Below are 13,670 nucleotides of genomic sequence, written 5' to 3'. Positions count from 1 at the left end.
GGTCGGTTCGGGTGCGTCCGCCTCAGGCACTGCGGGTGGCGACTGCCGGCGGCACCGCCGCTGCGCGTCGCGCCGGACCGAGCACGGCGAGCTGGCCCAGCAGCCACAGCAGCGCCGCGCCGATCGGTAGGTAGGCCAGCGGCAGACGTGCCATCGCGTAATGCTGCATCAGCCACTGATTGATCGCGTATGCGGCGAGCAGGCCCGGGACCAGGCCCGCCGCGACGATGAGTGCGTTCTCGGCCAGAAAGTGCCGCAGCACATCGCCGCGGGTCGCGCCAAGTGCGCGGCGAATGCCGATCTGGCGGATCCGCTGCTCGATCCAGTAGCCGGTCAGGCTGGCGATGCCGATCAACGTGATCAGCGTGACGACCAGGCAGACGGTGCCCAGCAGCCACACTGCCGCGCGCCGGGTCTTGAACGCCTCCAGGCGCTGGGACTCGTAGTCGACGACGATCGGCGCGATGCCGGCCATCAGCTGCGGGCCATCCTTGCGTGCGAGCACTGCCTGGATCTCGGCGCGTACCGCCTCGCGCGCGTCCGGCTCGGTGCGGACCGCGAATGCCAGGATCGGCAGGTCCTCGAACACCCGGTTGGGGATCAGCATCGAGTATTCGGCCCGGCCATCGTCGAGCTCGGAGAGCTGATAGCGCAGCAGGCGGCGCACGGTGCCGACCACGACATAGCGCGGGCTGCCGGCATCGCTGAGCACGCTGCCGATCACCTCGCCGTCCGGGAACAACGTGCGTGCCAGCGCCTCGGTCAGGATCACTGGCACGATGCCACGGTGCGCGTCGTCACCGAACAGGGGGCCGTTGCTGGCGTAGTAGCCGTCCTCGAAGTCGCGGCCGCGCACCACGTCCAGCCCGAGCGCCGGTACCAGGCCTTCGCCGGCGAAGCCGGTCGCGGTGACGCTGACACCCGACGGGCTGTCGAGGGTGATGGTGAAGGTCATTGTCTGGCGCATCGGGATGCCCAGGGTCGGTGCCACCGCACGCACGCCCGGAATCGCCTGCAGCGCCCGTTGCAGCGACTGGACCTCCGCGGTGCTCCAGCGCCCCTGCGCCTGGATCAACTGATCGACCAGCAGCAGCTGTCCACGCGCGATGCCGTCGGGAATCAGCATCGGGGCCAGCTGGCGCTGCAGCAGGAACAGCGCATTGGTCAGGATCGCGCAGGCCAGGGCGATCTGCGCGATGACCAGCAGCGGCATCAGCCGTTGGCGGTGCAGCACGGAGAGAATCGGCCGCAAGGGCGGCAGCGTTGCCGATCGGATCATCGAAGGCTCCATCAAAGGCTCTTGACCTGCAGCGCGGGTTCGATCCGCGCCGCGCGCCAGGCGGGCAGCAGCCCGACCAGCAGGCCGACTGCGACGGCGAGGCTGAGCAGCACGACGAACAGCCCCGGGTGCAGCACGGCCTGTTCGGTGTAGCCACGGTCCTGCAGCCGCACCACCCATAGCCCGAACAGCGTCAGCGGCAGCGCCAGCAGGCCACCGGCCAGGCCCGCCGCACCGGCCTCGACCAGACACTGGACGACGACCGTCCGGCGGCTTGCCCCCAGCACCCGGCGCACGCCCAGTTCGCCGCCGCGACGCAGGAAGCGTGCGGCCAGCAGCCCGGCGACGTTGACCATGCACAGGCTGAGCAGCCCCAGCGACAGCCAGAGGTTCAGGCGCACGCTGTCGGGCACCACGCGGTTGGCCGTCAACCACGCCCGCACGCTGTACACCTGCGCCTGCGGTGGGCGCTCGAACGCGCCGGTGTCGTGGCGCTGCCGGGCATACCGATCGAGCGCGGCGCGGAATCCATCGACCGCCTGCGATGTCGGCAACTCGGCCCAGAGCTGCAGGAAGCGGCAGGCGCCGAGGTCGAGCTCGTTGAAGCGGAAGCCCCCGGTCCCGCCGCGATCGCAGTCCTGCGCGCTGATCGGGGTCACGCCGAGCGCGAGCGCGCTGTCCAGCGGCAGGAACGCGCGGACCGTCAGCGCCTCGCCCCAACCCGAATCCGATTCCTGCAGCGCGTAGAAGCCCGGCTGCGGGTTCCATTCGGCGCTGACGCCCACGACCCGCACCTGTCCGTGGCCGACGCGGAACAGTTGGCCGGTGCCATCGGCGCGGCCGAACAGCCGCAGGCTGGTGCGTGCGTCGATGATCGCGACCGGCGCGCGATCGCGCGCTTCCTGCTCGGTCCAACTGCGCCCGTGCAGCAGCGGCACGCCGAACATCGAGGGCAGAGGGCCGGTCGCGAGCAACGCACGCACCGATTCGCGTCGCGCCTCCTCGCCTTCCAGGGTCAGCGAGGTCGGCACCAGCGCGGTCTGCCGGACGCCGGGCTGGGCATCGGCGATGGCCTGGACGTCGGCCAGCTTCAACAGCCGGGGCGGGGCGCCGACGTCGTCGGTCGCACGTGCCCCCGCGGCCGGAGCCTGGCGCGAATCGACCCAACCCAGGTAGAGGTGCTGACTCAGGCCGGGCAAGGGATCGGCCGACAGCATCGACAGCAAGGTCAGCATCGTCATCGTCGCCGCCAGCCCCATCGCCAGCGTCGCGATGGCCAATCCCATCGTGCGCGGATGCCGCAGCAGGCCACGCAGTCCCAGCTCGAACGCATACCGCATTCCCATCCTCCTCGAGCGCGTCAGGTGCTGCGCGTGGCGACCGCCGGCGGCACCGAAGCGGCGCGCCGTGCCGGCCAGTACACGGCGATCTGCCCGAGTGCCCACAACACCAGGGCGCCGGCCGGTAGATACATCAGCGGCAGCCGGCCCAGCTCGTAGCGCGCCATCAGCAACTGGTTCAGGCCGTAGGCCAGCAGCATCCCCAGCGCGATGCCCATCGTTGCCAGCAGGAAGTTTTCTACCTGGAAATAGCGCAGGATCTGGCCGCGGGTCGCACCGAGCGCGCGACGGATACCGATCTGCTTGGCGCGCTGCTGCACCCAGAAGCTGGCCAGGCCGATGATGCCCAGCGCGGTGACCACCAGCAGGGCGATGCACACCACGACCAGCAGCGCCGCCATCGCCCGGTCCTGCCGGTAGTACTTGTCTCGCAGTTCGCTGATGAGGTGCTTGTTGACCGTCACCCGGTTGGGATCGATCCGCTTGAGCGCGGCCTCGGCCGCCTCCAGTACCTCGCGGCGCTGCGCGGGATCGGTCCGGATCAGGTAGTTGAGATTGGGCGAGGCCACGCGGACTGGCAGCAGCATCGTCGCATCGCCGGGACCGCTGTTGTCGTTCGGACGCGCCAGCGTCTCGACCACCCCTACGATCGGCATCGGCGCGCTGCCCCAGCTGTAGATGTGCTTGCCGACCGCGTCTTCGCCCGGAAACAGCGCCTGCGCCATCGCACGGTTGACGATGACCGCGGGCACCTTCGCGTCCTCGCCGCCGGCATCGATGCGCGCCATGTCCACGTAGTCCTCGGCATTGAAGCCGCGGCCGGCGATCAGGCGCAGCCCGAGCGTATCGAGCAGGTCCTCGCTGCCCAGGTACGGCGAGGCGATCAGCGTGTTGTTCACCTGGTCGTCGCTGAGCCGCACGCCGCTGCTCGAGCTGCTGTTGCCGTACGGGATCTGGGTGGCGGCCGCCACGTGCCGGACCCCCGGCACTGCGCGCAGCGCAGCGAGGTCGCGCGCGACGTAGGCATTGAGATCGAGTGTGTCGTCGCGACTCACGCGCGGCATCTGCAATTGGACCAGCTCGTTCTCCACCGCCCCGCTGGGGCGCGCCATGCGGTCGATGCGACGGTCGATCAGGTAGATGGCGTTACAGATGATCGCGCAGGCGAGCGCGATCTCCATCACGATCAGGGCGGCCGCGGTCTTGTGGCGGCGCAGGGTGGAGAAAATGGGGCGGATGTCCATGCGGGGTGTCCGTCGGGTGGCCGGGGTCAGTTGGATTTGAGCTGGATCGCGGGCATGACCTGGGTCGCCCGCCACGCGGGCAGCAGGCCGGCCAGCAGGGTCGCGACGATCGACAGCACGAACGTGGTCAGCAGCATGGTCGGGTCGAGCCGGGCGAGCTCGGCGTAGGTGCTTGGCGCCTGACGCACGGCCCACAGGCCGCAGAGCGCGACCGCGAGCCCGGCGATGCCGCCGGCCACCCCGATCGTGCCGGCCTCGACCAGGAACTGCGCGAAGATCGCCTTGCGCGAGGCGCCCAGCGAGCGTCGCACCCCGATCTCCGACGCGCGGCGCAGGCTCTTGGCCAGCAGCAGGCCCACCGTGTTGACCAGGCACACCAGCAGGAAGCCGAACGCCAGCCAGACCTGCAGGCGCACGTCGCCGGGCACGATCTGGGCGTAGTCGAGATGCGCGCGCACATCGCGCAGGCGTACGTTCGCAGGCCGCACGAAGCGCCCGGCCTGGCGTTGCTGTTCGGAGTACGCGAGCAGGTAGTCGCGATACGCCGCGGCATCGCCGGGCGTATCGAGCTCCACCCAGTACTGCAGCCAGGCGCACGGCGCGTTGCGGGCGTTGGAATCGATGCCGCTCGAATCGCCCCAGCAGCTCATGCTGCCCATGCGCGAGAGCTTGGCGTCCATCGCGGCCGAGAACGGTACGAACACCGATTCCAAGGGCTCGAACCCGTCGAGATTGAGGTCCCAGAACCGCGGCGTCGGCCGCCAGGGTGCCAGCACGCCGATGACCTGGAACGCGTTGCCGTCGATGCGCAGCGTCTTGCCGGTGCTGTCGCCGCCGCCGAACACCTTCTGGTTGGTCTCGGCCGAGATCACCGCCACGCGCGCAGCGTCCGCATCGTCCTGTGCGCTCCAGCCACGCCCGAACGCCATCGGCGCATCGAACATCGGGAAGAACTCGCCGGTGGTGTAGCGCGCGTCGGTGAAGTAGGGCGACGCGCCTTCGGGCTCCAGCGCCACGAACCCGCCGGTCATGAAGGCCTGGCGCTTGCCCCGGGCTTCGTGCAGCAGCGTCTCGGAGTCGAAACGGGTCATATTCCGCGCCGGTTCGCCGCCGGCCATGTAGCCGGTCATCGGTTCGGGATCGAGCTGGACATGGAACAGCCGGTCGCTCTTGTCCGGGATCGGGTCGCCCGACAGCACGTGGAACACGGTCAGCGTGGTCATGCTGGCGCCGATGCCCAGCGCGATCGCCAGCACCATCAGCGCGGTCAGCATGCGATTGCGCCGGAAGCTGCGCACCGCGAGATTGCAGTAGTAACCCAACATGGCGGAAGTCCTCAGGCGGCGCGGGTGGCGATGGCGGGAGAGATGGCGGCGGCACGCAGCGCTGGCCACAGCACGGCGGCCTGTCCGAGCGCCCACAGCAGCAGCGCGCTGATCGGCAGATAGGTCAGCGGCAGCCGCGGCAATTCGTAGCGCCCCATCATCAGCTGGTTGAGCGCATAGGCCAGGGCCATGCCCAGGGCGATGCCGGCGCTGGTGAGCAGGAAGTTCTCGGTCTGGAAATGGCGCAGGATCTGCGCACGCGTCGCCCCCAATGCGCGGCGCACGCCGATCTGGCGCGTGCGCTGCTGCACCCAAAAGCTCGCCAGACCGACGATGCCGAAGGCGGTGACCACCAGCAGCGCGATCAAGACGGTCGACAGCAGGCCGATCATCTCGCGGTCGTTGCGGAAGTAGTCTGCGCGGATGGCTTCGTAGGTGCGGTGGGTGAGGATCAGCCGATTGGGATCGACCGCTTCGAGCGCATCGGTCGCGGCCGCGAGCACCGCGTCGCGGCGCGCCGGATCGGTCACGCGGACGAGATACGAGCCGCCGTTGTTGTAGTGCATGCGGATCGGCACGAGGAACGAGAAGGTACCCTCGCCGTCGCTCGGCGAAGGCCGGGCCAGGGATTCGGCGACGCCGACGATGCGCAGGGGCATCGGCCCGAGGTAGATCGTGCGTCCGACCGCCTGCGCGCCAGGAAACATCCGCTCGGCCATCGAGGCGGTGACGATGGTCGCACCGCGCAGGCCTTCGCTGCCGTCGAGCGCTTCCACCTCGGCGACGTCCATGTACTCGTCGGGCAGGAAGTCGCGACCCGCGACCAGGCGGATGCCCAGCGTCGCGACAGTGGTCTCGTCGGCGGAGTAGCGCGCCGCGTGCAACGTGGGCTGCGCCTGGTCGGCGCTCAGCGATACCCCGGAGTTGCTGGACGAGAACCGGTAGAACGGCAACTGGTTGGTGACCGTGACGCCGGCGACGCCGGGGACTGCGCGCAGCGCCGCCAGGTCTTCGCGCGTCCTGGCGCCGGCATCGGTCTGCGCTCCGATGCCGCTGAGCCGGATCTGCAGCAGTTCGCGTTCTGCGATGCCGCTGGGCCGCCGCACCGCGTCGATGCGTTCGCCGATCAGGAACAAGGCGTTGCAGACGATCGCGCAGGTGAGCGCGATCTCCAGCACGATCAGCAGCGCGGCGGTCCGGTCGCGGCGCATTGACGAGACGATGGGGTGGACGTGCATGTTGGAGGCCTGTGGAAAGCGCGATAAGGGAGCAGGGCGAGCGCGTGTCATTGGGACTTGAGCTGGAGGGCCGGTGCGATCTGCATCGATCGCCAGGCCGGCAGCAGGCCGGCGGCGATGCTGGCGCCGAGCGCGAGCACGAAGGTGAGCAGCAGCATCGCGCCGTCGAGATGGGCGAGCGCGGCGTAGTCGGTCGGGCGCTGGCGCACCGCCCACAGGCCGGCCTGCGCGAGCCCCAGCCCGAGCACGCCGCCGGCGACCCCGACCGTGCCACTTTCGACGAGGGCCTGTACGAACACGTCGCGGCGCGAGGCGCCGAGCGCGCGACGCACGCCGATCTCGCCGCCGCGACGCAGGAACTTGGCCAGCAGCAGGCCCACGGTGTTGACCAGACAGACCAGCAGAAAGCCCAGCGCCAGCCACAACTGCAGGCGCACGTCGCCGGGCACGACCTTGCGGTGGTCGAGCCAGTCCATCACGCTGCGCAGCCGCACGTTGGCCGGCCGCTCGAACCGCCCTGCCGCCTTCTGCTGCGCGGAATAGTTGGCCAGGTACGCCCGGAAGCCATCGGCCTGCGCCGGGTCCTCGAGTTCCACCCAGTATTGGATCCAGGTGCAGGGCGCGTTGATCGCCCGGCTGTCGTTGGTCGATGCGTTACCGAAACAGTTGCTGCTGCCCGAGGTGCCCATCCCGAGTTCGACCGCCGTCGAGAACGGCAGGAACAGATGCTCCTGGCCATCGAAGCGGCCGGTGTTGAGGTCGTAGAACTTGGGCCGCGGCAACCAGTCGTCGATCACGCCGACGATCCGCAGCGCATTGCCGTCGACGCGGATCTGCCGACCGACGCTGTCGGCGCCGCCGAACAGCTTGTCGTTGAGCGCGCGGCCGATCACCGCGACGCGGCCGCGTCCGGCGTCGTCCTGCGCGCTCCAGCCCTGGCCGTAGAGGAAGGGCACATCGAACATCGCGAAGAAGTCGGCCGAGGTGTAGCGCATGGACGCGAGAAACGGACGTACCGCGCTTTCTTCGGCCTCGATGATGCCGCCACCCCCGGTCATCATCGCCTGCCGCGTGGCGTGCTTGTCGGCCAGCAAGGCCTCGGCATCGAAGCGGGTCAACTGGCGATCGGGTTCGGCGCCCGGCACGTAGGTCGCCAGCGGCTCGGGATCGAGCTGGACGTGGAACAGCCGCGCGCTCTTGCCCGGAATCGGGTCGCCCGACAGCACGTGGAACACCGTCAACGTGGTCATGCAGGCACCGATGCCCAGTGCGAGCGTGATCACCATCAGCGCGGTCAGCACGCGGTTGCGGCGGAAGCTGCGCAGAGCGAGGTTGAGGTAGTAGCCGAGCATGAGGGGTTCCGGTAATGGATCAGGCGCTGCGGGTGGCGATGGCGGGGGAAATGGCGGCGGCGCGCAGGGCCGGGCCGAGCACGGCCAGCTGACCGAGCAGCCACAGCAGCGCCGCGCCCAGCGGCAGGTACGACAGCGGCAGGCGCGCAAGTTCGAAATGGCGCATCAGCAGCAGGTTGCCGCCGTAAGCCAGGGCCATGCCCAATGCGATGCCCAGGCCGGCGAGCAGGAAGTTCTCGAGTTGGAAGTAGCGCAGGATGTCGCCGCGGGTCGCCCCGAGCGCGCGGCGAATGCCGATCTGCCGGGTGCGTTGCTGGACCCAGAAGCTGGCGAGTCCGACGATCCCCAAGGCCGTCACCAGCAGCATCGCGGCGATCACGCCAAGCAGCAGCCAGGCCATCGCACGGTCGCGTTCGAAGTAGCGCGCGCGCAGGTCCGACAGCGGGCGGCTCTGGTCCAGGTCGATCACCGCCTCGGGCACGGCTGCGGCCACCGCGTCGCGCGCGGCGATCGCCAGGCGCGGCAGGTCGAGCGGATCGGCGCGCAGGGCGTAGACGCCCGACTGGGCCTCGTCGCGCACCGGCACGATCACCGACCATTGCGCGCCGGCGACGCCGTTCTCGCTGCGTCCCGGATTGGGGCGGGCGAAGTGCGGCAGCAGACCGGCGACGCGGAAGTGGTAGTCGCCCATCCAGAACTCGCGGCCGACCGCCGGTTCGCCGGGCCACAGGTGGGCGGCGAAGGCCTCGGTGATCCAGACCTCGGCGTCGGTCGGCAGGAAGTTCTCGATGGGCTGGAAGTCCGCCGCCTCGAAGCCACGCCCCTGCGATGGCCGCAGGCCGAGCGTCTGGATTGCGTCGGGACCGAAGGTATAGAAATGCGGCACGCCGCCGAAATGCCGGCCCTCGGCGTCCAGCGTCACCCCGGCGTCGGCGTCGCGGATGCCGAACGGCGTGGCATTGAGCACGCCGGCCGCCTGTACGCCCGGCAGGCCGCGAATGGCCGCCAGCACCCGGGCGTTGATGTCGGCGTTGACGCAGCCGTCGCAGCCGCGCAGCGCCACGACCGCCAGCGACGGCGCATCGAGGCCGCTGTCGATGCGCATCAGCGCCAGGCGGCCGGCGATCAGGAAGCAGGCATTGCACAGCACCGCGCAGGCGAGCGCGATCTCGAGCACGATCAGGCTCGTGGCGACGCGGTGCCGGCTCAGCGCGGCGACGATCGGTCGGATGTCCATCACCAGCGTCCTCACAGCGATTTGAGTTGCAGGGCCGGTGCGATCCGACTGGCGCGCAGGGCAGGGAACAGGCCGGCGAGCAGGCTGGCAGCGAGTGCCAGCGCAAAGGTCGCCGCGAACATCGACAGGTCCAGGCGCGCCAGATCGGCGTACTCGACCGGCTGGCGGCGGATCGCCCACAGTCCCAGCAGCGTCAGTCCCCAGCCCAGAACGCCACCGGCCAGCCCGACCATGCCCGCTTCGACCAGGCACTGCACGAAGATCGCCCGGCGCGAGGCGCCGAGTGCGCGGCGCACACCGATCTCGCCGCCGCGGCGCAGGAACTTGGCCAGCAACAACCCGACCGTGTTGAACAGGCAGATCGCCAGGAATGCTAGCGCCAGCCAGGTCTGCAGCCGGACATCGCGCGGAACCACATGGTTGTAGTCCAGCCAGTCCATTAGCCCGAGCACGCGCGCGTTGTCCGCGTGCTGGATCCGGCCCTGCGCCTGCTGTTGCCGTGCGTACGTGGCGACGAAGTCGCGATAGCGGGCGACCTTGTCCGGGGTGTCGAGCTGCACCCACAACTGCAGCCACACGCAGTCGCTGCCTTGCAGATGGCCCGGGACCTTGGGCAACTGCCAGCAGGTGAACTGCTGGAAATGACCGTCGTTGAGCTCAAGGCCCGTGGGAAACGGCACGAAGACGTCCTGCGGCGCGGCGTAGAAGCTCGCGGTATCGCCCTGCGCGAAGTTGCCGCCGGCCAGGCGGTAGTACAGCGGCGAGGGCCGCCAGGGCGCGAGCACGCCGACGATGCGCACATCGGCGTCGCGGATGCGCAGCGTCCGGCCGACGCTGTCGCCGCCGCCGAACAGCGTGCGGTTGAGGTCGGAGGAGATCACCGCCACGCGGGCGTGGCCGGTGTCGTCGGCGGCGCTCCAGCCGGCGCCGTAGGCGAACGGCACATCGAACATCGGAAAGAAGTCGGCATGCGTGGACAGCATCTGGGTCATCAGCGGCGGGCGCCCGGTCTCGGGCGCCTGCAGCCGGATCTCGCTCTCGACCACCAGCGCCTGCCGGTCCGCACGGCCGGCGCGCCACAGATCCATCGCCGTGGTGTAATCGAGCATGTCCGGGGGGGTGGGGCGCATGCGTTCGCCTGGCCTCGGGTCGACCTGCGGGTAGAAGAGCGTGCCGCTGCGGCCGGGCAGCGGATCGCCCGACAGCAGGTGCATCACGGTCAGCGTGGTCATCGCCGCGCCGATGCCGACCGCGACCGACAGCACCATCAAGGCCGTCAGGACCTGGTTGCGGCCGAAGCTGCGCAGCGCGAGCCGGGCGTAGTAGGCGAACATCGCGGGGTGCATTCCTGAGGTCAGGCCGCGGCGGTCGCGGATTCGCGGCGCAGATCGGTCGCCAGGCCGTCGACGATGTGCACATTGCGCTGGGCGCGCGCGGCGAGCTCGGGATCGTGGGTGACCATGACGATCGTCGTGCCCTGCGCGTGGATCTCCTCGAGCAGTTCCAGCACGCTGCGCGCCATCTGCGAGTCGAGGTTGCCGGTCGGTTCGTCGGCCAGCAGCAGGCGCGGACTGCCGGCCAGCGCACGGGCGATCGCCACGCGCTGTTGCTGGCCGCCCGACAGCTCGGCCGGGTAATGCTTCATGCGCGAGGCCAGGCCGACCAGGCCCAGCGCTTCCTCGATCCGCAGACGGCGTTCGGAGGCCGGCATGCCGCGATAGCGCAACGGCACGTCGACGTTGTCGAACAGGTTGAGGTCGGGGATCAGGTTGAAGCCCTGGAAGATGAAGCCGATCTTCTCGTTGCGCAGGCGCGAGCGCTGGTTGTCGTTGAGCCCCTGCACATCGACGCCGTCGAGCTTGTAGGTCCCGCTGGTGAAGGTTTCCAGCAGGCCTGCAATGTTGAGGAACGTCGTCTTGCCCGAACCCGACGGACCGGTGACGGCGACGAACTCGCCTTCGCGGACATGCAAGTCGAGCGCGCGCAGCGCATGGGTTTCGACGAGCTCGGTGCGGTAGACCTTGCCGACCTGGTTCATCTGCAACATGGGGCGATCCTTATCTTGGACATGGAAGGAGCGGACCCGCGTGGGTCCGGGGGAAATCTCAACGGCTGATGCGCACCCGTTCGGCCTCGCCGAACAGGTCGCTGCCCGACACGACGATGCGCTCGCCGGCCTGCAGGCCCGACACGATCTCGACCGCGCCCAGGCTGCTGGCGCCGGCCTGGATCGGACGGCGCACCGCGCTGTTGCCATCGACGACATAGGCGTAGCGGCCACCGGACTGCTCGACGAATGGGCCGCGCTCGACCATCAGCACATCGCGCCGGGTGTCGAGCAGGATCCGCGCCGACAAGCGCTGGTTCTGGCGCAGGCCGGCCGGCTGGCGCTGCGAGAAGCGCACACGCGCGGCGACTTCGCCGGCGACGACTTCGGGCGAGACCGCCGACACCTCGGCCGGGAACACTTCGTTGGCGCTGCGGATCTCGGCCGGCATCCCGATCGCCAGGTCGCGCGCGAAGCTTTCGGGCACCTTGATCTCGACCTCGAACACCGACAGATCGACCACGCCCAGCACCGGTGCGTTGGCAGCGACGTTGGTGAACTGGGCCACCTGCACCTGGCCGACCTGGCCATCGAAGGGCGCGCGCAAGGTCAGCGCCTGGACCTGGCGGCGGGCCTCGGCGACGACGGCGCCCTGGCGGTCGGCGAGCAACTGCTTGTTGCGCGCGTCCAGGCCGGCGCCCTGGCCCTGCAGATTCGCATCCTCGCGCGCAGAGGCCAGACCGATGTCGGTCTTCTTCAGCGCATCCTCGGACTTGGCCAAGTCGACCTGGGCGACGACACCGGCTTCGAACGCGCGCTGGTAGCGCTGCAGATCGCGCTCGGCCGCGGTACGTTCGATCTGCGCCTGGTCGAGCAGCTTGCGCGCCTCGGCGCGGGCGATCCGTGCATCGAGCGTCGCGCGTTCGGCCTCGGCCTGGAGGCTTGCGAAGGTGGACTCCTCCTGGACCAGCTTGCTACGCAGCTCCGGACTGTCGATCTCGGCCAGCACCTGGCCCTTCTCGACGCGGTCGCCAGCGACCACTTTCAATGTCACCGTGCCCGGCGCGATCGCGTACAGCGTGGGGCTGTTGGCCGAGATCACGCGCCCCTCGGCGGCGATGTCGCGCACCAGGTCGCCCCGGGTGACCTCGGCGATCCGCAGCCGGGCCGCGTCGATCGACGTGGCGCCCGACGCCCAGCCGGCGACCAGCCAGGCGAGCGCTGCGATCACCGCGATCGCGGCCGCGGCGATCGCCAGCCAGCGACGCCGGCGCACTGGGCGCGCAGTATGGACCGTGTCCTGCGCAGAGGTGTCGCGGATACCGCGGCGGACAGGAGGCAACGAGGTGGGTGCGGACATGGGACGGGCACGTTCGGGATCTGTCAGTCACAAAGCAGGGATCGTGCCAAAATCAAGCCATTGATTGTATTGAGAATTTCCGGGGTTTTCGGGTGTCCGCGGCGGCGTCCGGACGTCCGCGGCGCGGACAACCGCGCGCCATATCCTCCCGAGGATGTGAGAAAATGCGAATCATTCGCATCATGGAGTCGCCAGCGTCATGCCGACGTGCCTGGGACCGGCCGCAGCCGGAACGGCCCGATCCCGACCGTTGCGCTGTACGGACCGTGCCGCACGCATCCAGCGCGCATGCGCCGCACTGGGCGCCATCGCGGTGCACGCCGCGGTCGTGCTGCTGGTGTTGGGGCCGGGCGAGGACCCGCACTCGCCGCCGAGAGCTGATGCGGTGATCGAGGTGAGTTTCCTGCCCGCCGCCGCGCCGCCGGTCCCGGTCGAGTCGAGGGACGCGCCCGCACCGGTGCCCGAGACGCGTCGGAGGCCAGCGCCGCGAACGCCGCAGCCACAGCCGCACACGGCGCCGTCCGACCCGCTGCCGGTGCTGGCAGACATTGCGCGTCCGGAGCACGCCGCTGCCTCGACCGCCACGGAGGTGTCTATGGACCCACCGGCGCCGCACGACCAACAGGCCGCGGCCCCGCCGAGTCCACCCGCACCGTCCACCGATGCCCTGGCCGGTCGCCGCGACGATCGCTGGGAAGCGCGGGTGATGGCGCGACTGGCCCGGTATCGACATTACCCGAGCGCGGCGCGGACACGCGGCGAGGAAGGGGTGGCGATCGTGCGCCTGCGCATGGACCGGGCCGGTCGTGTGCTCTCGGCGGCGCTCGCGCGCTCGTCGGGATCGACCCGGCTCGATGCCGCCGCGATCGAGACGTTTCATCGCGCCGCGCCGCTGCCGGCGATTCCGGCCGATCTGCCGGCCCCGATCGAGATCGCGGTGCCGGTCGAGTTCTTCATGCACTGAACGGTGGCGTGTGGCGCCACGGCGCCCGGCCCCGGCCGGCCGCTAGAATGGCGCATTGACTGGCAGGAGCGGGCGGCATGTGCGGAATCGTCGGTGCGATCGCGGATCGCGATGTGGTCCCGGTCCTGGTCGAGGGCCTCAAGCGGCTGGAGTATCGCGGCTACGATTCGGCCGGCATCGCGGTGCTCGACGGCGACACGGTGCGGCGCGTGCGCCGGACCGGCCGCGTCGCCGAGATGGCCGCGGCCGCGCAGGCCGAGGCGCTGCAGGCGCGTCTGGGCATC

Annotated in this window: 11 protein-coding genes and 1 pseudogene; 2 read left to right on the top strand and 10 right to left on the bottom strand. The window is 70.0% G+C overall.

Annotation, left to right across the window (positions count from 1 at the left end; all coding sequences use genetic code 11):
- Nucleotides 1–22 precede the first annotated feature (22 nt).
- From ABE487_RS12740 to ABE487_RS12695, 10 genes are read right to left on the bottom strand one after another with little or no spacing between them, the layout of a single operon-like run.
- A complete protein-coding gene (locus tag ABE487_RS12740; RefSeq protein ID WP_346451919.1) occupies nt 23–1,279 on the bottom strand; it encodes an FtsX-like permease family protein in 1,257 nt (418 codons plus the stop codon).
- A gap of 11 nt (nt 1,280–1,290) precedes the next feature.
- Nucleotides 1,291–2,619: an ABC transporter permease gene (locus ABE487_RS12735; RefSeq protein ID WP_346451917.1), complete on the bottom strand. Its 1,329-nt coding sequence runs from the start codon at nt 2,617–2,619 to the stop codon at nt 1,291–1,293.
- 20 nt (nt 2,620–2,639) lie between these two features.
- A complete protein-coding gene (locus ABE487_RS12730; protein WP_346447331.1) occupies nt 2,640–3,863 on the bottom strand; it encodes an FtsX-like permease family protein in 1,224 nt (407 codons plus the stop codon).
- A gap of 26 nt (nt 3,864–3,889) precedes the next feature.
- Nucleotides 3,890–5,188 (bottom strand): ABC transporter permease, encoded by a 1,299-nt coding sequence (locus ABE487_RS12725; RefSeq protein WP_346447332.1) that lies wholly within the window; start codon nt 5,186–5,188, stop codon nt 3,890–3,892.
- Nucleotides 5,189–5,199: 11 nt separating this feature from the next.
- The gene (locus ABE487_RS12720; RefSeq protein ID WP_346451915.1) at nt 5,200–6,426 is read right to left on the bottom strand and encodes an FtsX-like permease family protein; all 1,227 of its coding nucleotides are present in this window, start codon (nt 6,424–6,426) and stop codon (nt 5,200–5,202) included.
- Between the two features lie 47 nt (nt 6,427–6,473).
- The gene (locus ABE487_RS12715) at nt 6,474–7,778 is read right to left on the bottom strand and encodes an ABC transporter permease (RefSeq protein ID WP_346451913.1); all 1,305 of its coding nucleotides are present in this window, start codon (nt 7,776–7,778) and stop codon (nt 6,474–6,476) included.
- Between the two features lie 19 nt (nt 7,779–7,797).
- A complete protein-coding gene (locus ABE487_RS12710) occupies nt 7,798–9,015 on the bottom strand; it encodes an FtsX-like permease family protein (protein WP_346445409.1) in 1,218 nt (405 codons plus the stop codon).
- Nucleotides 9,016–9,026: 11 nt separating this feature from the next.
- Nucleotides 9,027–10,349: an ABC transporter permease gene (locus tag ABE487_RS12705; protein WP_346451911.1), complete on the bottom strand. Its 1,323-nt coding sequence runs from the start codon at nt 10,347–10,349 to the stop codon at nt 9,027–9,029.
- Between the two features lie 20 nt (nt 10,350–10,369).
- The gene (locus tag ABE487_RS12700) at nt 10,370–11,062 is read right to left on the bottom strand and encodes an ABC transporter ATP-binding protein (protein WP_346445411.1); all 693 of its coding nucleotides are present in this window, start codon (nt 11,060–11,062) and stop codon (nt 10,370–10,372) included.
- Nucleotides 11,063–11,120: 58 nt separating this feature from the next.
- Nucleotides 11,121–12,422, bottom strand: coding sequence for an efflux RND transporter periplasmic adaptor subunit (locus ABE487_RS12695; RefSeq protein ID WP_346451909.1), 1,302 nt, complete (start codon nt 12,420–12,422; stop codon nt 11,121–11,123).
- A gap of 313 nt (nt 12,423–12,735) precedes the next feature.
- On the opposite strand from ABE487_RS12695, the gene ABE487_RS12690 reads away from it, so the two are divergent.
- Nucleotides 12,736–13,386, top strand: coding sequence for a TonB family protein (locus tag ABE487_RS12690; protein ID WP_346451907.1), 651 nt, complete (start codon nt 12,736–12,738; stop codon nt 13,384–13,386).
- Nucleotides 13,387–13,463: 77 nt separating this feature from the next.
- Nucleotides 13,464–13,670: pseudogene (locus tag ABE487_RS12685) on the top strand (glutamine--fructose-6-phosphate aminotransferase); the annotation flags it as partial.

It is taken from the genome of Luteimonas sp. TWI596 (assembly GCF_039674105.1).
Classification (GTDB): Bacteria; Pseudomonadota; Gammaproteobacteria; order Xanthomonadales; family Xanthomonadaceae; genus Luteimonas.
This window is presented reverse-complemented; position numbering and strand designations above follow the sequence as displayed.

Bases quoted from the DNA above. Each gene is read 5' to 3' on its own strand.
- ABE487_RS12740 (WP_346451919.1), bottom strand. From the start codon at position 1,279: ATGATCCGATCGGCAACGCTGCCGCCCTTGCGGCCGATTCTCTCCGTG.
- ABE487_RS12725 (WP_346447332.1), bottom strand. From the start codon at position 5,188: ATGTTGGGTTACTACTGCAATCTCGCGGTGCGCAGCTTCCGGCGCAAT.
- ABE487_RS12735 (WP_346451917.1), bottom strand. From the start codon at position 2,619: ATGCGGTATGCGTTCGAGCTGGGACTGCGTGGCCTGCTGCGGCATCCG.
- ABE487_RS12730 (WP_346447331.1), bottom strand. From the start codon at position 3,863: ATGGACATCCGCCCCATTTTCTCCACCCTGCGCCGCCACAAGACCGCG.
- ABE487_RS12695 (WP_346451909.1), bottom strand. From the start codon at position 12,422: ATGTCCGCACCCACCTCGTTGCCTCCTGTCCGCCGCGGTATCCGCGAC.
- ABE487_RS12700 (WP_346445411.1), bottom strand. From the start codon at position 11,062: ATGTTGCAGATGAACCAGGTCGGCAAGGTCTACCGCACCGAGCTCGTC.
- ABE487_RS12715 (WP_346451913.1), bottom strand. From the start codon at position 7,778: ATGCTCGGCTACTACCTCAACCTCGCTCTGCGCAGCTTCCGCCGCAAC.
- ABE487_RS12720 (WP_346451915.1), bottom strand. From the start codon at position 6,426: ATGCACGTCCACCCCATCGTCTCGTCAATGCGCCGCGACCGGACCGCC.
- ABE487_RS12710 (WP_346445409.1), bottom strand. From the start codon at position 9,015: ATGGACATCCGACCGATCGTCGCCGCGCTGAGCCGGCACCGCGTCGCC.
- ABE487_RS12705 (WP_346451911.1), bottom strand. From the start codon at position 10,349: ATGTTCGCCTACTACGCCCGGCTCGCGCTGCGCAGCTTCGGCCGCAAC.